19 protein-coding genes are annotated in these 22,122 nt (G+C 72.9%); 4 read left to right on the top strand and 15 right to left on the bottom strand.

Going from position 1 to position 22,122, the window contains the following annotated elements:
- Positions 1–136: 136 nt before the first annotated feature.
- The 7 genes from HGA03_RS17440 to HGA03_RS17410 all read right to left on the bottom strand — a co-directional run bounded on the left by HGA03_RS17440 (position 137) and on the right by HGA03_RS17410 (position 5,482).
- Positions 137–826, bottom strand: coding sequence for a class F sortase (locus HGA03_RS17440; RefSeq protein ID WP_168631564.1), 690 nt, complete (start codon positions 824–826; stop codon positions 137–139).
- A gap of 102 nt (positions 827–928) precedes the next feature.
- Positions 929–1,150, bottom strand: a complete 222-nt coding sequence (locus tag HGA03_RS17435; protein ID WP_168631563.1) for a hypothetical protein — start codon at positions 1,148–1,150, stop codon at positions 929–931.
- Between the two features lie 92 nt (positions 1,151–1,242).
- Entirely contained in the window at positions 1,243–1,692 is a 450-nt protein-coding gene (gene rplI / locus HGA03_RS17430; RefSeq protein ID WP_168631562.1) for a 50S ribosomal protein L9, read from the bottom strand.
- Positions 1,693–1,706: 14 nt separating this feature from the next.
- Positions 1,707–1,943, bottom strand: a complete 237-nt coding sequence (rpsR, locus tag HGA03_RS17425; RefSeq protein ID WP_122149621.1) for a 30S ribosomal protein S18 — start codon at positions 1,941–1,943, stop codon at positions 1,707–1,709.
- A gap of 95 nt (positions 1,944–2,038) precedes the next feature.
- Complete coding sequence (locus HGA03_RS17420; protein ID WP_168631560.1) at positions 2,039–2,575, bottom strand: single-stranded DNA-binding protein; 537 nt, start codon at positions 2,573–2,575, stop codon at positions 2,039–2,041.
- A 62-nt stretch (positions 2,576–2,637) separates the two neighbouring features.
- Positions 2,638–2,931 (bottom strand): 30S ribosomal protein S6, encoded by a 294-nt coding sequence (gene rpsF / locus HGA03_RS17415; RefSeq protein ID WP_168631559.1) that lies wholly within the window; start codon positions 2,929–2,931, stop codon positions 2,638–2,640.
- 142 nt (positions 2,932–3,073) lie between these two features.
- Positions 3,074–5,482, bottom strand: a complete 2,409-nt coding sequence (locus HGA03_RS17410; protein WP_168631558.1) for a transglycosylase domain-containing protein — start codon at positions 5,480–5,482, stop codon at positions 3,074–3,076.
- Positions 5,483–5,776: 294 nt separating this feature from the next.
- On the opposite strand from HGA03_RS17410, the gene HGA03_RS17405 reads away from it, so the two are divergent.
- The 4 genes from HGA03_RS17405 (at position 5,777) to HGA03_RS17390 (ending at position 9,710) form a co-directional block, all read left to right on the top strand.
- A complete protein-coding gene (locus HGA03_RS17405) occupies positions 5,777–6,424 on the top strand; it encodes a PadR family transcriptional regulator (protein ID WP_168631557.1) in 648 nt (215 codons plus the stop codon).
- Positions 6,421–7,515 (top strand): inositol-3-phosphate synthase, encoded by a 1,095-nt coding sequence (locus HGA03_RS17400; RefSeq protein WP_168631556.1) that lies wholly within the window; start codon positions 6,421–6,423, stop codon positions 7,513–7,515. The genes HGA03_RS17405 and HGA03_RS17400 overlap by 4 nt, the downstream gene beginning before the upstream one ends.
- 317 nt (positions 7,516–7,832) lie before the next feature.
- Positions 7,833–8,897 (top strand): lysylphosphatidylglycerol synthase domain-containing protein, encoded by a 1,065-nt coding sequence (locus HGA03_RS17395; protein WP_168631555.1) that lies wholly within the window; start codon positions 7,833–7,835, stop codon positions 8,895–8,897.
- Positions 8,898–9,044: 147 nt separating this feature from the next.
- A complete protein-coding gene (locus HGA03_RS17390; protein WP_168631554.1) occupies positions 9,045–9,710 on the top strand; it encodes a hypothetical protein in 666 nt (221 codons plus the stop codon).
- Here HGA03_RS17390 and HGA03_RS17385 read toward each other — a convergent pair.
- From HGA03_RS17385 to HGA03_RS17350, 8 genes are all read right to left on the bottom strand, one after another.
- Positions 9,628–10,305, bottom strand: a complete 678-nt coding sequence (locus HGA03_RS17385; protein WP_168631553.1) for a DsbA family protein — start codon at positions 10,303–10,305, stop codon at positions 9,628–9,630. The genes HGA03_RS17390 and HGA03_RS17385 overlap by 83 nt on opposite strands.
- 163 nt (positions 10,306–10,468) lie before the next feature.
- Positions 10,469–12,094, bottom strand: a complete 1,626-nt coding sequence (locus tag HGA03_RS17380; RefSeq protein ID WP_168631552.1) for a proton-conducting transporter transmembrane domain-containing protein — start codon at positions 12,092–12,094, stop codon at positions 10,469–10,471.
- Positions 12,095–12,102: 8 nt separating this feature from the next.
- Entirely contained in the window at positions 12,103–13,356 is a 1,254-nt protein-coding gene (locus tag HGA03_RS17375) for an arginine deiminase (RefSeq protein WP_168631551.1), read from the bottom strand.
- Between the two features lie 29 nt (positions 13,357–13,385).
- Positions 13,386–14,801 carry a basic amino acid/polyamine antiporter gene (locus tag HGA03_RS17370; protein WP_168631550.1) on the bottom strand — a complete coding sequence of 472 codons (1,416 nt, stop codon included), beginning with the start codon at positions 14,799–14,801 and terminating at the stop codon, positions 13,386–13,388.
- Positions 14,802–14,816: 15 nt separating this feature from the next.
- Positions 14,817–17,318: a helix-turn-helix transcriptional regulator gene (locus HGA03_RS18535; RefSeq protein ID WP_203767633.1), complete on the bottom strand. Its 2,502-nt coding sequence runs from the start codon at positions 17,316–17,318 to the stop codon at positions 14,817–14,819.
- Positions 17,319–17,387: 69 nt separating this feature from the next.
- Positions 17,388–20,027 (bottom strand): helix-turn-helix transcriptional regulator, encoded by a 2,640-nt coding sequence (locus tag HGA03_RS19665; protein ID WP_275407610.1) that lies wholly within the window; start codon positions 20,025–20,027, stop codon positions 17,388–17,390.
- A 266-nt stretch (positions 20,028–20,293) separates the two neighbouring features.
- On the bottom strand, positions 20,294–21,325 hold the full coding sequence (locus tag HGA03_RS17355; RefSeq protein WP_168631535.1) for a hypothetical protein: 1,032 nt from the start codon (positions 21,323–21,325) through the stop codon (positions 20,294–20,296).
- A complete protein-coding gene (locus tag HGA03_RS17350; protein ID WP_168631549.1) occupies positions 21,325–22,077 on the bottom strand; it encodes a signal peptidase I in 753 nt (250 codons plus the stop codon). The genes HGA03_RS17355 and HGA03_RS17350 overlap by 1 nt, the downstream gene beginning before the upstream one ends.
- Between the last annotated feature and the right edge of the window lie 45 nt (positions 22,078–22,122).

Genomic DNA, 22,122 nt, shown 5'->3' with positions numbered 1-22,122 from the left:
ACGAATGCACGCTTCCGGAGGGTGGGAGGCGTGCATTCGTGCAACCTCGGCGAGACGGGGGGTTGCGGGGTCGGGCACGGGGGCGGGTCAGGCGGGGTGGGACGCTCGCGCACTCGCGACGACACGACCCTGACAGTCAGGCGACCAGCCGCGCCACGATCACCACGTTGTCCAGCGACCGGCCCTCGGCGCGCTGCAGGCAGGTGACCACCACCAGGCGACCGGGCACGTCCACCCACAGATCCGCCTCGGTGGGCAGGGCGGTCTTGGCGACCGATCGGGTCTCCTCGACCCGGTAGGTGTGCTCGCCCACCAGGATCTCGTCCCCGGCGGCGACCGTGGCGCGCGCCCGCGCGGTGTCGATCAGGTAGTTGCCCGGCGCCCGGCCGTTCTGCACCGAGTGCAGCGCCACGTACACGGTGCCCTCGGCGGCGTCCGCGAGCGCCACCCCGCGATTGCGGATCAGGTAGGCCGACTGGAACCCGGGCGGCCGGATCATCCCGCCGACCTCACTCATCGCGCCCAGCGGCACGTCCAGCCCCACGGAGGGTGCCTGGAACCGGTCACCGGTGTCGTCGACCAGGTCCATCCGGCCGAGTTCCTCCTCGGTGGGGACACTGCCCGGGTCGGGGTCGACCGGGGTGCCGTCCAGGTCGGTGAGCACCGCGGCGTCGGCGGCCTGCGGCGCGGTGAGCAGCAGGGCGGTGAGCGTCCCGGCCGAGAGCACGGTCAGCAGCACCGACAGCACCAGGACGACCCACTGCCGGCGGCGGCGGGTGCGACGCCCGGTCGCGGCGCGGTGCGCGGAGCGGCGGTCGTCAGTCATGGCGGGCATCCTTCCTCAACCGGGAGCCGGAGCGGACCGCACCACCCGCCCCTACGAGCAGCAGTGAGGCCGGGACGGCCCGAGCCCGAGCCCGCGCGCGGCTCAGTCCGGGTCGCCCTCCGGACGGGGCGGCCGCTGGGCGCGCTGCTTCGCCTGGAGCGAGGCCAGCAACCAGCCACCGCCCACGATCAAGCAGCCGAGGGCCGCGATCTGCAGCAACGGGCCGGCCGCGCCGCCGGCCGGGACACTGAGCGCGAACAGCACCAGGCCCACCGCGCTCAGTGCGGCGCCCCGTGCGGTGCGATCCCGTTCCGGTGCCGGCATGCCCCCCAGCCTAGGGACACCCACCGGCACCCGCACAGCACAGCGCCCCGCCCCGGGAACCCGGGACGGGGCGCTGGGTGCGAAGCGTGGGATCAGGCCGCGACGACCGTGACCTTCAGCTTGGCGGAGACCTCGGGGTGCAGGCGGACCTGCACCTCGTACTGGCCGAGGGCCTTGATCGGCTGGGCGACCTCGATCTTGCGGCGGTCGACCGACGGGCCACCGGCAGCCTTGACCGCGTCGGCGATCTCGGCGGTGGTGACCGCACCGAACAGGCGACCACCGTTGCCGGCCTTGGCGGACACGGTCACGCCGGAGGCCTGCAGGGAGTCGCGGACGGCGCGGGCGTCGTCCAGGGTCGCGATCTCGCGGGTCTTGCGAGCCCGGCGGATCGCCGTGATCTCCTTCTCGGCACCCTTCGACCACGGGGTCGCGAGGCTGCGCGGGATGAGGTAGTTGCGGGCGTACCCGTCCTTGACGTCGACGACGTCGCCGGGGGCACCCAGACCGGTGACCTCGTGGGTCAGGATCAGCTTGGCCATGGTGGTGCTCCTTCTCAGCGAGCCGACGACGAGTAGGGCAGCAGCGCCATCTCGCGGGCGTTCTTCACGGCCCGGGCGATCGCACGCTGCTCCTGGACGGTCACGCCGGTCACGCGGCGGGCGCGGATCTTGCCACGGTCGGAGATGAACTTCCGCAGCAGAGCGGTGTCCTTGTAGTCGACCGACTCGATCTTCGCCGCCTTGAGCGGGTTCTGCTTCTTCTTGGGCTTCCGGACAACGGCCTTGGCCATCGTGGTGCTCCTTCTCTTGGAGCCCGGGGCGTTGCCATGCCCCGGGATGGGGTGTGAATGGGGTGGGCGGCCTCAGGCGACCGCCCGGATACGGATCAGAACGGAGGCTCGTCCGAGTAGCCGCCACCGCCGCCGCCCTGGGGGGTGGCCCACGGGTCGTCGGCGGGCTGGTTGCCCCCGCCGCCGCCTCCAGAGCCGGCGCTGTAGCCGCCTCCGTTGAAGCCACCACCGCCGCCACCGCCGCCGAAGCCGCCGCCACCGCCGGACCGCTGGGTCCGGGTGAGCTTGGCCGAGGCGTAGCGGAGCGACGGGCCGACCTCGTCGACCTGCATCTCGTAGACGGTGCGCTTCTCGCCCTCGCGGGTCTCGTAGGACCGCTGCACCAGCCGGCCCTGCACGATGACCCGGGTGCCCTTGGTCAGGGACTCGGCGACGTTCTCCGCGGCCTCACGCCAGATCGAGCAGCGCAGGAACAGCGTGTCGCCGTCCTTCCACTCGTTGCTCTGGCGGTCGAAGGTCCGCGGGGTGGACGCCACGGTGAAGTTGGCCACCGCCGCGCCGGACGGCGTGAACCGCAGTTCCGGATCGGCAGTGAGGTTTCCGACCACCGTGATGACAGTGTCACCGGCCATGGGTGCTCCTCGGGCTCGTGGGTGAGTGAGTTCCGTTGCACGCTATCCGCGTGGACCGACGCTCAGGCGTCCTTGCGGTGCACCTTGGTGCGCAGGACGACCTCGTTCAGGCCGAGCTGGCGGTCCAGCTCCTTGGCGGTCGCCGGGGTGGAGGAGAAGTCGACCACCGCGTAGATGCCCTCGGACTTCTTCTGGATGTCGTACGCCAGGCGGCGACGGCCCCAGATGTCCACCTTGTCGACGGAGCCACCGTCGGTCGTGATGACCGACAGGTACTTGTCCAGCGACGGGGCGACGGTGCGCTCCTCGATGTCGGGGTCGAGGATGATCATCATCTCGTACTGACGCAGGCTCATACCCACCTCCTCTGGTCTCGGCGGCCACGGTCGTTCCGTGGCAGGAGGGTTCGCACATGACGTGCGAGCTGCGTGATGCGCCGTACCGTCCGGCCCGTCGATGGCGACGGCGGAAGGCACAGCAGTCGAGCAGTCTACCCGGTCAGCCGGACTGCCCGCCCGCATTGTTCGCACCGGCCTGATCAGCGCCGGGCTGTGGCGCCTGGGTGGTCGGGTCCGGTTCGGGTTGCTGGACCTGGGGGCCGGTGGACACCACGACGGTCACCACCGATCCGGGCGCCACCTGGGCACCACCACCGGGACTGATCGAGATCACCCGGCCGGAGGCCACCGACGAGGACGACTGCTCGACCACCTGCACCCCGAGTCCGGCGTTGACCAGGGCGGCCTGGGCATCGCTGCTCAGCCGGCCCTCCAGCCCGGACGGGACCGCGACGGTGGTGGGCTGCTCCGGCTCGACCGGGGTCTCCTCGGTGGGCGCCTGGGTCGGCTGCTGCGTCACCTGGGGGGCGGCGGTGGCACCGACGTTCGCCCGCTCGGGGAAGCTCAGCTCCTCGGCGTACTGCGGCAGCGTGAAGATCTGCTCCATGTAGTTGGCCCACAGTGCGGCCGGCCAGGTGCCACCGGTGACCTCGCTGACCCCGCCCCAGGGCGTGATCGTGGCCCGGTCGGAGCCGTTCTCCCCGACCTCGCTCAGCGCGACCGCGGTGACGATGTTCGGCGTGAAGCCCATGAACCAGGCGGAGCGGTTCTCGTTCGAGGTACCGGTCTTGCCGGCGATCTCCCGGCCGAGCGGCTTGACCCAGGTCTTGCCGGAGCCCTGCTCGACCACCTGGGTCATGGCGTAGGTGGCGTCGGCGGCCACGTCCGCGCTGTAGACGGTGGTGGCCGGGTTCTCGCCGCTGTAGGCGACCTCGCCGTCCGGGTAGACCGCCTCGCGGACCATGTAGGACTGGTGGTGCTGGCCCTGGGCGGCGATGGTGGCGTAGGCGTTCGCCATGTCGACCGGCTTGACGTCGTCGACGCCGAGCACGTTGGACGCCACCGAGGTCACCGGGGTGGTGATGCCGGAGTTGGTCGCGACCTCGGCGGTCCGCTCCGGGCCGACCTCCAGGTTCAGTTCGGCGTAGACCGTGTTCACCGACTGGGCGGTGGCCTTGGTCAGGTCGATCGTGCCGTAGCTGGTCCGGCCGAAGTTGTTCACCGCCGCGCCGTCCCAGCCCTCGATGGTGCGCGGGCTGTTGCCGTTGTAGCGGGAGGTCAGCGGGATGCCCTCCTCCAGCGCGGCGATCAGGGTGAACGGTTTGAACGTCGACCCGGCCTGGATCGGGTAGGTCGCCCGGTTGTACTGGTCGGTCAGGAAGTCGTCGCCGCCGTACATGGACACGATCGCGCCGGTCGCCGGGTCGGTGCTGACCACGCCGACCTTGAGGTTCGGGCTGGGTTGGTCGCCGTCGGACAACTCACCGCTGCGCAGCCGGCCGACCGCCTCGACCGCCATCTGCTGGGCACTGGCGTCGATGGTGGTGGTGATCGTCAGGCCGCCGGAACTGATCTGCTCGTCGGTGATCCCCGCGGCGGATAGCTCGGCCTTCACGTACTGCAGCAGGTAGCCGTTGGTGCCGCCGTAGGTGTCGGAGCGCTCGAAGGGCACCACGGTCGGGAAGGTCAGCGCGTCCCGGTCGGCCTGGGTCAGATACCCGTCCTCGACCATGTGCCCGAGCACGTACTCCCAGCGCTGCTGCGCCTTCTCCGGGCTGACCGCGGGGTCCCAGTTGTTCGGCGAGGGGATGATGCCGGCGATCATCGCGGCCTCGGAGACGGTCATCTCCGCCGCCGGATGGCCGAAGTACGCCTGGGACGCGGCGTCGATGCCGTAGGCGTCCCGGCCGAAGTAGATGGTGTTCAGGTACCGGCCGAGGATCTGCTCCTTGGTCTCGGTCTGGGCGATCTTGATCGCCAGCAGCGTCTCCTGCGCCTTGCCCAGGTAGTCGGTGGTGGTCGAGCCGACGTAGTACCGCTCGACGTACTGCTGGGTCAGCGTGGACCCACCCTGGGTCGGACCGCCGGTGAGGTTGTTCCAGAACGCGCGGGCCATGCTCGGGATCGACACGCCCTGGTTCTCGAAGAAGGTCCGGTCCTCGGCGGCGACCACGGCCTGCCCGACGTACTCGGGCAGCGTGTCGTAGCCGACCAGGTTCCGGTTCGGGCCCGGGAAGGTGCCCAGCTCGGTGGTGCCGTCGGAGAAGTAGGCGGTGCTGGACTGCTCCTCGACGAAGGAGTCCGGCTCGGGCACCTCGGTCAGCGCATAGGCGGCGACCACGATGCCGAGGCACAGGAAGATGAACCCGATGATCGAGCCGACCACGAACCGCCAGGACGGGATCCAGCGGCGCACGCCGGTGTAGCCCCGGCGGGGGTAGTCGATCAGCCGGCGGCGGCCGCCCTTGTCGGTGCCGGCCGTCGTGCGACGCGCGGTGGTGGACCGGGTCGACGCGCTCCCGGAGCGGGAGCCGGACGAGCCGGACGACCGTCGGTTGGTGCCTGCCACGGTGTGCCTTCCTGTCTGCCTGGCCCGCGGCTCGGTGGCCGCCGGGCCCGGATCAGTATGCGTGAGCCGCCCTGGTCGCCCGAACCCGGGGGCGGATCGACCGACGACCTTCACGCGATCGCCACCGGGTGTCCCGCGATCCTCTCAGCCCGCCGCTCCGCCCGGGAGGGACCCGGCCGATCCGGGGTGCTTGCCCGGATCGTCCCACTCCCCTACTCTCACCGATGTATCAATCCGATACATCAAGTCGAGCTCTCGATCCGTACGGGAGCGCACCCTGACCGAGGAGGACCGATGCGCGCACGCTCCGATGTGCTCGAATCGGCGATCCTCGGGCTGCTGCACGACTCCCCGATGCACGGCTACGAGCTGCGCAAGCGGTTGAACCTGCTGCTCGGATCGTTCCGCGCCCTCAGCTACGGGTCGCTGTACCCGTGCCTGAAGTCGCTGGCCGCCCGCGGCTGGATCTCCGGCTCCGACGCCAGCGAGGCCCCGGCCCACGCGCTGTCCGGCAAGCGGGCCCGGATCGTCTACCAGCTCACCGCGGAGGGCAAGGAGCAGTTCCAGACCGTGCTGGCCTCCTCCGGGCCCGCCGCCTGGGAGGACGAGAACTTTGGCTTCCGGTTCGCCTTCTTCGGGCAGACCGACGCCGAGACCCGGCTGCGCATCCTGGAGGGCCGGCGGACCCGGCTCACCGAGCGGCTGGAGATGATCCGCGACTCGTTGAGCCGCACCCGGGTGCGGATGGACGAGTACACCCTCGAGCTGCAACGCCACGGGCTCGACCAGGTCGAGCGCGAGGTCCGCTGGCTCGACGACCTCATCGACCACGAGCGCCGCACCCGCGGCGCCCGTCCCAGCGGAGACGGCGACCATGCCGATTCCCGCACGAACGCCGTGGGTGCTGACCCAGCGGCACAACCTCAGAAGGAGCGAGGATGACTGCCATCCGCGTTGCGATCGCCGGTGTGGGCAACTGCGCCTCGTCGCTTGTCCAGGGCGTGCACTACTACGCCGACGCCGACCCGGCAGGCAAGGTGCCCGGTCTGATGCACGTCCAGTTCGGCGACTACCACGTCTCCGACCTGGAGTTCGTCGCGGCGTTCGACGTGGACGCGAAGAAGGTGGGCTTCGACCTCTCCGAGGCGATCGGCGCCTCCGAGAACAACACCATCAAGATCACCGACGTCCCGCCGCTGGGCGTCACCGTGCAGCGTGGTCCGACCCTGGACGGTGTCGGCAAGTACTACGCGCAGACCATCACCGAGTCGGACGCCGAGCCGGTCGACGTGGTGCAGGTGCTCAAGGACGCCAAGGTCGACGTCCTGGTCTCCTACCTCCCGGTCGGCTCGGAGGAGGCGGACAAGTTCTACGCCCAGGCCGCCATCGACGCCGGGGTCGCCTTCGTGAACGCCCTGCCGGTGTTCATCGCCTCCGACCCGGTGTGGGCCAAGAAGTTCGAGGACGCCGGCGTCCCGATCGTCGGCGACGACATCAAGTCCCAGGTGGGCGCGACCATCACCCACCGGGTGCTGGCCCGCCTGTTCGAGGACCGCGGCGTGATCCTGGACCGCACGTACCAGCTGAACGTCGGCGGCAACATGGACTTCAAGAACATGCTCGAGCGCGAGCGCCTGGAGTCCAAGAAGATCTCCAAGACCCAGGCCGTCACCTCGAACCTGCAGGACGGCCCGCTGGCCGGCAAGAAGGACGACCGCAACGTCCACATCGGCCCGTCGGACTACGTGGCCTGGCTGGACGACCGCAAGTGGGCCTACGTCCGCCTGGAGGGTCGCGCCTTCGGCGAGGTGCCGCTGAACCTGGAGTACAAGCTCGAGGTCTGGGACTCCCCGAACTCGGCCGGCATCATCATCGACGCCGTCCGCGCCGCGAAGATCGCCAAGGACCGTGGCATCGGTGGCCCGATCCTGTCGGCGTCGACCTACTTCATGAAGTCCCCGCCGGTCCAGCACGAGGACACCGAGGGCCGCGGCCTCGTCGAAGCCTTCATCCGCGGGGACATCGAGCGCTGACCGGAGGGCAGCGAAGGGTGAGGCCGAGCGCAGCGAGGACTCGCCCGTAGCGGAGCGCAGGTCAGCGCGAGCAGTGAGCACAGGCGCTGACCGGAGGGCAGCGAAGGGTGAGCCCGAGCGCAGCGAGGTCTCGCCCGTAGCGGAGCGCAGGTCAGCGCGAGCAAAGAAACAGCGCGCGTCCCCTCGCCCGCACACCCCGCACCACACGACCCCGTCACCCCCCCCGGGTGGCGGGGTCGTGGCGTTCCTCGGCGCGGCCGAGCTCACCCCTCGGGGCCGCATGGTGCTGCCGGCGGTTGGCTGGCTACCGTGGCCCGGTGGACTCCCCCGTCCCGGAGCCCGCCGGCTCCGCCCCACTGCCCGCCGTCCCCCGCGCACCCGCCTGGTACGCCCGCCGACTGCTCTGGCGCGCCCTGGTCTGGGCGGTGGTCCTGGTCGCCGCCTACCTGGCGGTCGAGTTCCTGGTCGGCCGGGTGGACTGGGCGGCGGTCGGCTCCGCGCTGGACCTGCTGCCGTGGCCGGCCGGGGTGCTGCTGGTCGCGCTGCTGCTGGTCCGCCAGGCGTGCAGTGCCGCGCCGATGATGTTCTACCTGCCCGGGCTGCGGCTGGTCCGGTCGATGCAGAACGACCTGACCGCGAACCTGGTGGCGACCTTCGCCCCGACGCCCTCGGACCTGGTGATCCGGGTGTCGATGTTCCGGTCGTGGGGACTGGACCCGGCGATGGGCCTGGCTGCGAGCGCGATCAATTCGGTGAAGTTCTACGTGATCCGGTTCGGTGCGCCGGTGGTGGGCCTGGTGCTGCTGGCCGGGCAGGCGGTGGAGCCGGGGCTGTGGTGGTTCGGTGCCGCGAGCGCCGCGGTGTCGGTGGCGATGGTGGTGACGCTGGTGCTGATCGCCCGCGCCGATCACCTGGCCGCCTGGGTCGGGCGGACCGCGGGCCGGATCGGTCGCCGGTTCAGTGCCCGGGTCGATCCGGAGCGGTGGAGCCAGGTGGTGGTGGAGACCCGGGCCGGCACCGCGCGCGGGTTGCGCCGGGGGCTGCTGCCGTCGCTGGCCGAGCTGCTGGTGATGGTGCTGCTGGATGCGGTGATGATGCTGGTCGCGCTGCGGGCGGTCGGGGTGGACGCCGCGCAGCTGCCGACGCTGGCGGTGCTGGGCGCGGTGCTGGTGGCCTACCCGGTGACCTCGCTGCCGCTGTTCGGGCTGGGCGTGCTGGATGCCCTGCTGGTCGGTTTCTGGGTCGGGCTGGCCGGCCCGGAGCTGGAGCCGGCGGCGATCGCCGGGGTGTTGCTCTGGCGGGTGGTGACGCTCGGGGTGACCTACCTGCTGGGGCTGGGCAGCCTGGCCTGGTGGCGGCTGGACCAGCGCCGCGGGCACTGATTGCGTGCCACGGCGCGCGTTCTAGGTGGTGACGGCGCCGGATTGAGCGGTCCGGGGGTGCGGCGCGTGGGTTCCCGGGGGATGTCACCTGTCTAGCGTCATGCCCGACCGGTGCGAGGCCGGACACGGGAAGCACGAGGGGACGCGATGACGGGCGGCACGGGGCAGTCCTGGTGGCACGGCGGGGCGAACGGGTTCGGTGTGGGCGCGGAGATCGTCCCGGCGCCCGAGTGTGGCCGCAGCTGGGTGCCGGTCAGCACCGACCGGGAGCTGGCCCGGGCGGACGCGTCGGTGAACACCCGGCCGCGCGGCGGCACGCTCTACCGGGTGCAGCCCGGCACCGAGCCGGTGGCCGAGCCCCGGGACGGCAGCGCCGCCGGCTGGTCGACCACCGACCGGGTCCGGGTGCTCGCCGTCGAGGAGGTCAACCCGGTGCTGGACTGCCGGGAGCACACCCGGCTGTGCGCCCCGGCGATGTTCTGGGTGGACGACAGCCCGGTCTACGACCCCGAGGGCCATCTGCTGCCCTCCCCCGCCCAGCGCCGTCGTGGCGTCGACCCGGTGCGGCTGCGCGAGCTCGGGCCCTGGCTGCCGCTGGTGGTGCTGCAGGGCTGGCTGGGCCAGCACGAGGGCGAGCTGCCCGGCCCGGAGGGTGCCGCGTGGTTGGTCGAGCAGGAGAACCGGCGGTTGCAGGCGCTGAAGGAGAACGCCGACCGGGCGGCCGAGTCGGTCAGGAACGGTCGAGCTGCTCCTGGATCACCCGCTGGAACTCCGCCAGAGGCTGCGCCCCGACGACGAGCTCATCCCCGATGAGGAAGGTCGGCGTGCCGGTGACCCCGGCCTGCTCGGCGCGCTCCACGTCGGCCTGCACGGCGGCGCGCAGCTCCGGGTCCACCAGTCCATCGGCGAACCGGTTCAGGTCCAGGCCGTCGATTGACCCGCCGAGCTCGATCAGCGCCTCGGAGCTCCACACGGTCTCCCGGGTGGGCATGGTGGCGTACAGCGCGTCGACGAACTCCCAGAACAGGCCCTGCTCGGCGGCGGCCCGGGCGGCGATCGCGGCCTCGGTGGAGGTGTCGCCGAGCACCACCGCGGGGTGCCACTCGATCCGCACCAGCCCTTGGTCGACGTACTCGCTGATCAGCGCGGGCAGGGTCTGCTCGGAGAACACCCCGCAGTAGTAGCAGCGCAGGTCGGCCCACTCGATCATCAGCACCGGCGCATCCGGGTCGCCCAGCGCCATCGGGTCCTGCGGGTCGGAGCGGGCCAGGTCCGCGGCGGCGGAGGCCGTGACATCCGGCACCGGCTCACCGGCGGCCGGGCTCCCGGCGGTCAGGCCCACGGCGACCAGGGCGGCGACCACGGCCGCCGCGGCGGTGACCGCCCATCCTCGGGTACGTCGGTTCATCGCTCTCCTCACCTTCCGGAACTGGCGGTCACCCGGGCGGCCGGCTCACCGGCCCGGGCAGCACCAGCCTGCGGGGGCACACCGGGGTCCGGGCCGGGCGGGTGCGCCCCACCGGCCACAGGTGGCCGGATTGAGGGGCACGGGGGCGGCACTGGGTGGCGGTTCAGCGGCGATGGAGTGCTCGCTCCAGCAGCGCCATCAGGTCGCCCCGGGGCAGTCGGCGACCCCGCGGGAGGCGCCCGGCCAGGCCGGTGCGGACGCTGAGCATCCCCAGCCCGGCCAGGCCGAGCCCGAGCAGCACCGGCCAGGTCGCCTGCCACAGCGTGACCAGGTCCAGCGACGGCACCGACAGCACCGGCACCCAACGGGCGACCAGCACCCAGGCCAGCACCGTGCCGCCCAGGCAGAACCCGCTCCAGGCCAGCAGCTCGAGGTCGGCGCCCACCGTGCCGGGCCGCAGGTGCCGGCGCAGGGTCAGCCCGGCCCAGATCAGCAGCAGGGTGGACCCGGTACTGATGAACGGCAGCGCCGCGACCACGTCCACCACGAACGGCGCCTCGGACAGGGTGCGCTTGGCGGCGTACTTCGCCACCGCCCCGCTGCCCAGTGGCGCCCCCACCACGGCCAGGGCGAGCATCGCGCTGCCGCCCAGCACCCACCAGCGCAGCCGGCTCGCGCCGTGCCGCTCCCAGATCGACACCGCCAGGATCAGCCCGCCCTTGGCCATCGCGTGGTGCACGGCGTAGACCACCGCGGACAGCACGCACGCCTCGGCCAGCTCCGGCACGGCCAGCGCGGCCCCGATCAGCACGGTGACGAAGCCCAACTGGCTGACCGTGCTGTACCCGAGCGAGATCTCCGGGTCGGGGTCGAGCAACGCGGGCAGCACCACCAGGAACGACCCGGTCAGCGCGAAGGCGACCAGCGCACTCCCCCAGCCGGGCAGCGCGGTCTCGCCGAGCGGCAGCAGCCGGATCCAGCCGATCAGCCCGGTGCTGACCACCATCCCGCTGAGCACTGCGCCCACCGGCACCGACGACCGGGACTCCACCAGCGGCAGCCAGCCGTGCACCGGGAAGACGCAGGCCCGGACCCCGAAGCCGAGCAGCAGCAGGCAGACGATCGGCACCAGCTGCGGCGACCCGGCCACCACCTGGGGCACCTCGGACAGCCGCCAGCCGCCGGACCGCAGGATCAGCACCAGCGCACCGGCCACCGCCAGGTCACCGGCGCCGGTGACCACCAGGTAGACCCGGGCGGCCCGGGCGGAGGCGGCGGACGGGCCGGTGCGGATCAGTGCGGTGACCGCCAGGGTGGTGCCGACGCAGGCGACCAGCAGCTGGGCCAGATCGGTGGCCAGCAGCAGCAGCCCGTGCGTGGCGAAGCAGAGCAGCACCAGCGCGCTGAGCCGGTCGCCGCGGGTGGTGCGCAGCCGGGTGGTGGTGACCAGGGTGGCGGTGCAGATCAGCGCGGCGACCAGCAGCAGCGGCCGGGTCATCGATCCGGCGCCCGGCGCGAACCCGGCACCGGTCACCGCGAGCGCCATGGCGGGCAGCGGGGCGGCCGGGGCGAGCGGGGCGATCAGCCGGCCGACGGTCTGCGCGCCGCCGCCACCGGGGGCGGTGGTGATCAGGCCGGGGACGTGGGCTCCGGGCTGCTCCGGACCGGGGACCGGTCCCCCGGGGCGCGCCGGACCCGTGTGCGGGCCGCCGCGCCCCTGGCTCCTGGCCGCGCCGAGCAACACGACGGCCAGCGCCGCCGGCAGCGCGACGACCAGGAGCAGGAGCACCGGGCCGCTCAGAAGTCGACGGCGTCGCGGATCAGCGGGCAGGTCATGCAGTGCCCGCCGCCGCGACCGCGACCGAGTTCGGCGCCGACGATGGTGATCACCTCGACCCCGGCCCGGCGCAGCGCGGCGTTGGTCTGGGTGTTCCGGTCGTAGGTGAAGACCACCCCCGGCTCCAGGGCGACCGCGTTATTGCCGGAGTCCCACTGCTGGCGCTCGGAGGCGTAGACGTCGCCGGCGGTCTCGACCACCCGCAGCTTCGGCACGCCGAGCGACCGGGCGACCACGTCCACGAACCGGCTGCCGTCCTCGTCGGTGACCTCCACGCCGGAGGCGCCGTCGCCGGGCCGCAGGGTGAACGGGTGGATGCCGTCCACGATCGCCGGGTGCACGGTGACCAGGTCCCGGTCGGCGAAGGTGAAGACCGTGTCCAGGTGCATCGCGGCGCGCAGCTTCGGCATCCCGGCGACCACGACCCGTTCGGCCGCACCGCGCTCGAACAGCGCCCGGGCGACCTGGGTGATCGCGTGCCGGGACGACCGCTCGCTCATCCCGATCAGCACGGTGCCGTTGCCGACCGGCATCACGTCGCCGCCCTCCAGGGTGGCCTGGCCCCAGTCCTGCTCGGCGTCCCCCCACCACACGGTGGCGTCGGCGAACTCCGGGTGGAAGCGGTAGACCGCCTGCATCAGCAGCGTCTCGTCGTGCCGGGCCGGCCAGAACAGCGGGTTGAGGGTGACCCCGCCGTAGATCCAGCAGGTGGTGTCCCGGGTGTACAGGGTGTTCGGCAGCGGCGGCATCAGGTACTCGGCCGCCCCGGAGGAGTCGCGGGCGAGCGCCACGTGCCCAGTCCGGTAGTCCTCGGGCAGGTCCCGGGTGGACAGTCCGCCGATCAGGAACCGCGCCAGGTCCTTGGGGGCGAGCGACTCCAGGTAGGCGCGGGTGCCCTCGACCAGGCCCAGCCCGACCCGGTTCGGCACGATCTTGCGGTCCAGCAGCCACTCCCGGGCCGCCGGGTCGGCGACCGTGTCGGCGAGCACGTCGTGCAGCTCCACGACCTCAACCCCGCGGTTGCGCAACTTGTTGACGAAGTCCAGGTGATCGCGCTGGGCGGCCTCGACCCACATCACGTCGTCGAACAGCAGCTCGTCGGCATTGGTCGGGGTCAGCCGCTCGTGCGCCAGACCCGGCGAGCAGACCAGCACCTTGCGCAGGCGCCCGACCTCGGAGTGCACCCCGAGGGTGGCGGTGGTGTCGATGGTCATGGGAGTACCTCCTGTGAGACGGGACGACATCAGATGCTGATCCAGCCGAGAGCGAGGGCGACCACGCCGAGCACCGCGGCGGCGGTCACCACCAGGAACAGGACGAGCTCCGTCGGCCCGAACACCCGGCGGCCCTGCTCCCGGCGGGTCAGGGCGAACAGCACGGTCAACGGGGCGTAGAGGATGAACGACATCAGCACCAGGTCCAGCCCGGCCGCGAACAACAGGAAGACCGTGTAGGCCGAGGCGATCAACGGGATCACCAGCTCCCCGCCCCGGCCCGAGGCGATCCGCACCGCGAAGGCCGCGGCCAGCAGGTACGGAATCAGGCTGGTCACCGCCGTCATGTCCAGCGCGAAGTCGAAGGCGTCGTCGGAGAAGTACGTGATGACCAGGATCACCTGGGACAGCGCGGTGGACAGCAGCAGCGCGTTCACCGGCACCTCGCGGTCGGTCTGCTTGGCCAGGAACCGCGGCATGTCCCGGTCCTTCGCGGCGACGAACAGCACCTCCGCCGCCATCAGCGTCCAGGCCAGGTAGGCGCCCAGCACCGAGATGATCAGCCCGATCGACACGAAGACGCTGCCCCAGTGCCCGACCGCGGCCTCGAGCATCCCGGCCATCGACGGCTGGCGGAGCTCGGCGATCTCGCTCATCGGCAGCACGCCGTAGGACACGATCGTCACCGACGCGAAGATCGCCAGCACGCTCAGCAGGCCGAGAACGGTCGCCCGCCCTACGTCCTCGCGGCGCCGGGCGTGCCGGGAGTAGACGCTCGCGCCCTCCACCCCGAGGAAGACGAACACCGTGACCAGCATCGTGTTGCGCACCTGGCTGAACAGCGAGCCGGCGTAGTCCGCACCCCGGAAGTTGTCCGCGAACACCGCCGGGTCCAGCACGAACAGCGCCAGCACGATGAACACCAGGATCGGCACCAGCTTGGCGACCGTGACGATCCGGTTGATCGCGGTCGCCTCACTGATCCCGCGCCGGACCAGCAGGAAGAACCCCCACAGCCCGAACGAGGACAGCACGATCGCCAGCACGGTGTCCCCGGCGCCCAGGGCGGGGATCCACGCGCCCAGGGTGGACATGATCAGCACCCAGTAGGTGACGTTCCCGACGCAGGCGCTCGCCCAGTACCCCGCCGCGGAGAAGAAGCCGGTGAACTCCCCGAACCCCGCCTTGGCATAGGCGTATACCCCGGCGTCCAGATCCGGTCGCCGCAACGCGAGCCGCTGGAACACCAGCGCCAGGGTGAGCATGCCGGCACCGGCCACCACCCAGGCGATCAGCGCTCCGGCCACCCCGGTCTCCTGGGCGAACCGCCGGGGCAGGGAGAACACCCCCGCACCGACCATCGACCCGACCACCATCGCGGTCAGGGTCAGCGGCGACACCGTGACCCGTGCCGCACCGGCCGTCTGTCCTGCCTCCACTGCCATGTCGCCCTCGCTTCGTCAGAACCGCCAGTCTTCGGTCAGGCCTTGCAGATCGGCGCGGGTGGACAGGCCGAGCTTGCGCAGGGCCCGGCTCATGTGGTTCTCCACCGTGCGCACACTCAGGAACAGCCGTTCGGCGATCATCCGGTTCGGCAGGCCCTCCTGGGCGAGCAGCGCCACCTCCCGCTCCCGCGCGGACAGCGTCTCGACCTGGCCGCCGGGCATCCCCTCGCGGCCACGGCCACCGAAGCCGGCCGGCACGTCCTCGGGCTCGACCAGCTCCAGGGCGACGTCGACGATCCCGCCGGGCAGCGCGCCGGTCTCTCGCAGCCGGGCCGCGATCGCCGGGGAGTCCGCCGCGGTCATCGCCTGGTGCAGCCGCAGGTAGGGCTCCAGCAGCGGCAACCGCACCCGGCGGTACGCCTCCTCGATCCGGGCCATCCGTTCTGGGGGGTGCACCCGCGGGTACAGCAGCCAGGCACTGAGCGCGGGCTGCCAGCGGCCGGTGCGCTCCAGTTCCAGCCCGGTCCGCCACAGCTCCTCGCCCGGGTCCTCGCCCTCGGCCAGCGCGACCGCGGCCCGAGCCAGCGGCAGGCCGGAGTGGATGGTGCCGACCCGGCCGGGCGGGCTGTCCTCGATCTCCGCCAGCAGGGTCCGGGCCAGGGTCAGATCGCCGGCCTGCGACCGGTTCACCACCCCGACCACCAGGCCACGGTCGTAGAACGCCCGCTCCAACGGCCCGGGCGGACCCAGCCGCAGCGAGGTGCTGAGCACCCGCCACGCCTCCTGCGGGCGACCGGTCATCGCGTACAGCTCGGCCAGCACGGTGGCGTGCACCCGGATGCCGGTCAGGTCGAGGTCCTGGTAGGCCTTGCCCAGCAGATGCAGTTCGGCGCCCTCGGCGTCCGGGACCCGGCCGGAGTGCAGCAGGCTCAGGCCGACGATGCCCTCCTGGTAGTGCTGGATCGACGACCAGCGCCACTCCAGGGACAGCGGGCTGCGCTCGGCGTTCAGCAGGGCGAGCTCCGGCCGCCCGGCCTCCAGCAGCGCGGCGGTCCGGGTCATCACCGCCCAGCCCTCGGCCGGCCCGGGCCGCTCCTGCACCGGGCCGAGCAGGTCCTCGTCCAGCGCCCCGGACCGGACCCGCGCGGCCACCTCGTCCCGGATCACCCGGACCGCGGTGGCCATCCCACCCAGCGTCCCGGTGTCGTCGTCCGGGTCGAGGTCGTCGCCGCCGTCCCACAGCTCCCACCGCCGGCGCAGCGCGGCGAACATGCTGCGCTCCTCCGGCGGGTCGGCCGGGGACACCTCGGTCGCATCGAAGACGGACTGCACCTCGGCCGCCGTGGCCGGTCGGCGCAGCAGCGCGGTGAGCAGGGCGTTCGCCGGCACCACGGTCGGCGACAGCTGCCAACTCGCCCGCAGCGACCGCTCGCGCAGCCGGTCCTTCTCCTGGATCAGCCCGGCGACCTCCGCCGACCACCGCCGGAACTCCTCGCCGTTCCAGTTGTCGGTGCCGAGCACGAGCTCCGGCAGGCCACCGAACACCTGGGACTGCGCGGGGCCGTCCTCGTGCTCGATCCGCTCGAACATGTCGTACCGGCGTGGCCAGGTCAGCCGGTCGTTCAGCGCGTGCATCAGCGCCGGCGGCGACACCGACAGCACCTCGTCCCCGTTCGCCGCGGAGAAGCACACCACCCGGCCGCAGTCGATCAGTTCCACGATCATCGGGTCGCCGACCAGCTCCACCGCGGCGGGCCGGGGCATCGGGCCGCTGCCGGCCAACACCTCCAGCGCGGCCACCTGCTCGGGGGGCAGGCCCGCGGTCAGGGCGAGGGCGACCGAGTCCAACGGGATGTCGTCCAGCGGGCGCCGCTTGGTCCACCGGCCCTCGACCTGGCGGATGTTGCCGCCGAACAGGGCGCCGTCGACCAGGGCGGCCGCGATCCGGGGGCTGCCGCTGGACCGGGCCATCACGCTGGAAGTCAGCGCGACATCCGCCGGGCCGCCGAGCCGGTCGCTGATCAGCCGGTGCATCTGTTCGTAGCTGAGCCGCTTGAGCCGGATCTCGGCCGGTGCGCGATCGGCGACCAGCGCCCGGGCACCGGGACGGCCGCCGCGGGTCAGGTCCCGCCCGGTGGAGCAGACCAGCAGCGCCGACACCCGTTCCAGGGCCCGCCGGATCACCAGCAGCGAGACGTCGTCCACCTCGTCGATGTCGTCCACCGCCAGCAGGCTGCGCGGACCCTCCAGCTCCTCGGTCAGCCAGGAGATCAGCACCGGCACCCCGGCGGCCGCCGAGGGCACGGCCGGCGCGGAGGGGTGGCTGAGCAGAGCAGACCCGGGGCCCTCCCCGGCCGCACGGATCACCAGCCCGCCACCGACGGCATCGGCGCCGGACAGGCGTTCCAGTGCGGTGCTGCGACCCGACCCCCGGTCGCCACGCAGCAGGACGTCCCGGCCGATGGCCAGCCAGCGCCGCCCGTCGTTCACCACATCGTCGATCCAGCCGGCCGTCATGGCTCTCCCTCCCCGGGACCGAACAGCGACACTCTCGCGCAGGTCACCCCACCGGGCAACGGCTCCGGCTCAGACCGGCGCGCTGGTGCCCTCCCGGGACTCGCGCGGAGTGGGCACGCTCGCTGCCCGGGCGGCGGCCTGGGCGGCCTCACCGGTCGGGGTACCGGCCGGCGGCGGAGCAGGGGTCGGCGGCGGGGACGGCTCCCGGGACGCCAGGCCCAGCACGGCGCCGAGCTCGCCCCGGTTCGCGCAGCCCAGCTTCTGCAACGCCCGGCTCATGTGGTTCTCCACGGTCCGGATGCTGAGGAAGAGCGCATCGGCGATCTGCTTGTTGGACAGCCCGGAGACGGCCATCCGGGCCACCTCCAGCTCGCGGTTGGACAGGGTGCCGACCATCTCGTGCACCCGGGCCCGGTCGCGGCTCTGCAGCAGGCGCTTGACCGGCGTGGGCAGCTCCCGGCCGCGCCACAGGCCGACCAGGCGGTCGACCACCGGCAGCGGCACCAGCGGCAGCTGCGCGAGCACGGTCATGGTGGTCGCCTCGTCGTCGGCCGCCATCGCCTCGTGCAGCCGCAGCCAGCCGTCCAGCCGGTGACCGCGGAGCCGCGCGACCACCGAGCGCACCCGGGCGATCCGGGTCTTGTCGTACGGCCCCGGCGCGCACAGCCAGCACAGCGCGGCGGTGTACGACCAGCCCGCGGCGTCCGCCTCCACCCCGGCCTGCCACAGGTAGGACTCGCACCCCAGCTGGCGGGCGGACATCAGCGCGGCGCGGGCGACCGCGGCCAGGTCGCCGACCACGGACAACCGCGCCGGGGCGGCCCGGTCCAGTTCGGCCTCCAGGGCGGGCAGCATCAGCGCGTCCCCGGCCTGCAGCCGCAGCACGATCGACAGGGAGACGCCGCGGCGGTAGAAGCTGTTGTCCACCTCCCGGGGGGCGCCGCACTGCAACGCGGTGGACAGCGCACTCCACGCCTCGTCCTCCCGGCCGGTGAGCAGCAGCACCTCGGCCAGCACCACGTTGAGCACCTGCACCGCGTCGGCGTCCACCGCGTCCTCGGCGCAGCGCAGACCGCGGCGGATCCAGTCCTCCGCCTCCTCGTCCATCCGGTCGTACAGCAGGGACAGCCCGCGGATCGCGTGCAGCCGCACCCGGACCGCGCACGGAGCCTCCGGTCCGACCTCCTCGGCGGCGACCTCCCCGGCCAGATCCGCCCGGCCGACCTCGACCAGCGCGCCGGCCCGCAGCACCCGCGACCAGGCCCGGGTGTAGGCGTCGGCACCGGGATCGGCGTCGGTGCCGGTCAGGGCGGCGGCCGGGTCCCCGGCGGCGATCTGGGCGATCACCTCGGGCCGGACCCGGGTCAACGGGGACTCCTCGCGCGCGGCCGGTGGGGCGGCCGGGGCGAACTCCGCCACCGGCACCCCGGCCTGGTAGGCGGCCTCGTGCAACCGGGCGGTGAACTCGGCGACCTGCGCCGGGTCGTCGCCCTCGCAGAACTGGGTGCCGGCCATCACCTGGCGCTCGGTGACCGTGCTCCCGGTCCCGAGCAGGCGCAGCAGCTCGGTGGCCCGGCCGAGGTCGCGGGACACCCGCCAGGCGTCGACCGCCTCCTCCCGGCGCCGGCGGCTCTGCTCCACCACGAACGCGGTCAGCGCGCCCGGTCCCAGGCGGCGCGGCTCGGCGGACGGACCCACCGCGGCGAGGGTGTCCGGCAGCGGGTCGTCGGTCACCGCGAGCTGCGGCACATCGGCCAGCCAGCGGGAGAACCGGTGCTCACGGACCCGGGACAGCCGCTGGCGCAGCCCGACCGCGAGCGCCGGCGGCGTCACCCACAGCACGGTGGAGCCGTCCGGGCGGGTCCGGGCCATCAGCCGGCCCTCGTCGGCCAGTTGGTCCAGGGTCTCGCGGCCCAGCAGCGGTTCGGCGGCGGCGGCGTCCACGGTGCCGCGCCAGGCGACGAACTCCAGCGCGGTCATCGCGGTGGCGTCCGCGTCGGCCACCAGACCGTGCACCACGGCATCCATCGGCACCTGCTCCAGCGCCCCGGCCACGGTCCAGCCGGACGGGCCCTCGAGGATCGCCCCGGCGTACAGCGCGCTGTCGACCACGGCGACCGCGGCCCGCGGGTTCCCTGCCGACCAGGACGACACCGCGACCACCAGCCGCAGGTCCAGCGGGCCACCCAGCCGGCGCATCAGCAGCTGGTGCATCTGGTCGGCGGCGAGCGGCTCCAGGTGCACCTCGGCCGGGGACAGTTCGGCGAGCAGGGCGGCCAGGCCGGGCGACTGCCCGCGGTCCACCCCGGTGCCGGCGGTGGCGACCACCACGGCGCCGGTGGACTCCACGGTCCGGCGCACCACGCTGAGCGAGGCCTCGTCGATCTGCTCCAGGTCGTCGATCAGCAGCACGCTGTGCGGGGCCTCTAGCTCCTTGCGCAGCCAGCTGACCAGATCGTGCTCGCTCACCACTCCGGCGGCGCGGCGGACGTCCCGGGTCGAGCTGTGCGCCAGGAGCGCGGCCAGTGGTCGCTGCCCGGCAGGTTGCAGCAACAGCCGCCAGCTGCCCATCGACACGGCGGGCCGCATCAGGCCGGCCAGGATGCTGCTGCGGCCGGAGCCACGGTCGCCGCGGATCAGCACGCTGCGGCCGTAGCCCATCCAGCGCTGCACCGCGGCGGTGCCCTCGTCGATCCAGTCGGCGCTCACGGCCGGCCCCGCAAGCAGGGGGTGGGACGGCGCGAGTCGGTTCGGACGGTCACGAAGGGCCTCCTGGAACGAGCTGGGCTGAGGTCGGCTGAGCTCGCATACTTTCCCGGCGCCGGCCCATGCTCGGTGTCCTGAGTACCTGTCCGCCTAGGTGTAGGTGCGATTTGAGGTGGGTCACCCCGCCCACTGAGTGGTCGAGTCACCAGATCAGGGTCCAGCGGTGGACAGCTGGCACCTGCCTGGGTGCTGGCGCCGGAGAGTGGCGGTCAGCGGTCCAGCACCCGGCAGTCGGCGCACAACACCCGGCGCCGGCCGTCGATGTGGTGGACCGTACAGTCCTCGCCCCGGCGGATCGGGCGACCGCAGTCGTCGCAGCGGGTCCGGCGCCGGGCGATCAGGACCAGCAGCCAGCCGACCACGAGCAGGCCGAGCACCAGCAGGGCCACGCCGGCGACCTGGGCCCCGGTGATCGCCAGCTCCGGGCTGCTGGGCACCACGCCGGTGGTCTCGCCCTGCATCCGGGCCTGCACCTGGAACTGCAGCGCGGTCGAGTCGGTGCCGGCGTTGGTGTGGCGGGTGACGTCGGCGGGCAGCTCGAAGCCGATCGTGACCCGGACGGTCTGGCCGCGGGGCACCGCCACCTCGGCGATGGTGGGCCGGTCCTGGTCCAGCAGCACGGCGAACCGCTCACTGCCGGTCACCCCGGCGATGTCCCAGAACAGGTCCACCGCCTCGGCCAGATCGGCGTTGGCGGTGCCGGCCGGCAGCTCCTGGCCGACGCTGAGCTGGACGGTCATCACCGCGTCGGAGGGTCCGTCGTTGGCGAGGTCCAGGGTCCGGGTCACCCGGTCGCCCGGTGCGGCCACCCGGTCGCCGACAAACTCCGCCTCCACGGTGGCGTACGGCGCGCCGGTCCAGTCCACGTGCACGGTCCCGCCGTCCCACTCCGCGCGGATCGCCCCGTCGACGGCGGTGCCGGTCGAGGTCTCGGTGCCCCCGGTGGTCGCGGTGCCGGTCGAGGTGCCGACGCCGCCGGTGGTCGCAGTGCCGGTCGAGGTGCCGGTCGAGGTGCCGGTCGAGGTGCCGGTCGAGGTCCCCGCCGCCGGTGCGGGCTGGGCGGGGGTGCGGGCCCCGGTCAGCGGGGTCAGGCCGGCCGCCGCGAGCACCCCGGCGCCGCCGATCAGCAGCACGGTGGCGATCAGCCAGGCCAGCACCCGGGCACGGGCGGACAGCGCGCCGTCGTCGTAGCGCAGCACCTGCGGCTCGGCGCCGGGCAGGATCACGGTGCGAGCGGCCATCAGCGGTCGGCCTGGCGCCGGGCGAAGTCGAGTTCGCGCTCCCGCAGGGCGAGTTCGCGCTCGCGCAGCTCCAGCTCGCGCCGGCGCAGGTCGTCGTCGGGGGCCTGTGGCGCGGCATCCGGGACGACGTCCGGGGTGGTGACCGGTCCGGTGCCGGGCACGGCGTACACCCGGGTCCTGGGCCGCCGGAGCGTGGACCACAGGCCCCAGCCGATCAGCGCGATGGCGCCGGCGATCATCAGGACCTGGACGTGGTCGCCGGTCCACTGCCGCAGCCAGCCGAGCTTCGGGATGCCGTACAGGAACACCCCGCGCACCTGCTCGGGGGAGACCGGCTCGTCCACCGCGGAGTTCGCGTCGCCCTGGGTGACCAGCCGGCAGTCGGTGCCGTCCTCGAAGCTGCCGATGGTCTTGCCGACCACGCGGTGGCTGATCAGGGTCGGGTCGTTCGGCTCGGGGAAGTAGGTCACGATGTCGCCGACCCGGACGTCGGCGCACACGTCCTCGGTCGTCACGCCCTTGACCACGATCACATCGCCGGGGGCGAAGGTCGGCTCCATCGATCCGGACAGCACGGTCATGCTGGTGCCACCGGTGAGCTTCGGCACCACGAACAACGCCACGGTCAGGGCGATCAGCGCGATCACCAGGGCAGAGGAGAGTGCCTGACCGGCGATCCGCCACGGCGAGTCGTACCAGGAACGGCGCACCCGCAGCGGGGTGCGGCGGCCGGTGACGGCGACGCGGGCCATGTGCTTCTCCTCGGGTGCGCGGCTGGTGCGGGTGGGGATCGGGGT

Origin of the sequence: Cellulomonas denverensis (genome assembly GCF_012396125.1) — a bacterium.
GTDB classification, from domain to species: Bacteria; Actinomycetota; Actinomycetes; order Actinomycetales; family Cellulomonadaceae; genus Cellulomonas; species Cellulomonas denverensis.
The sequence above is the reverse complement of the archived record's forward strand: the minus strand, read 5'-3'. Positions and strand labels throughout refer to the sequence as shown.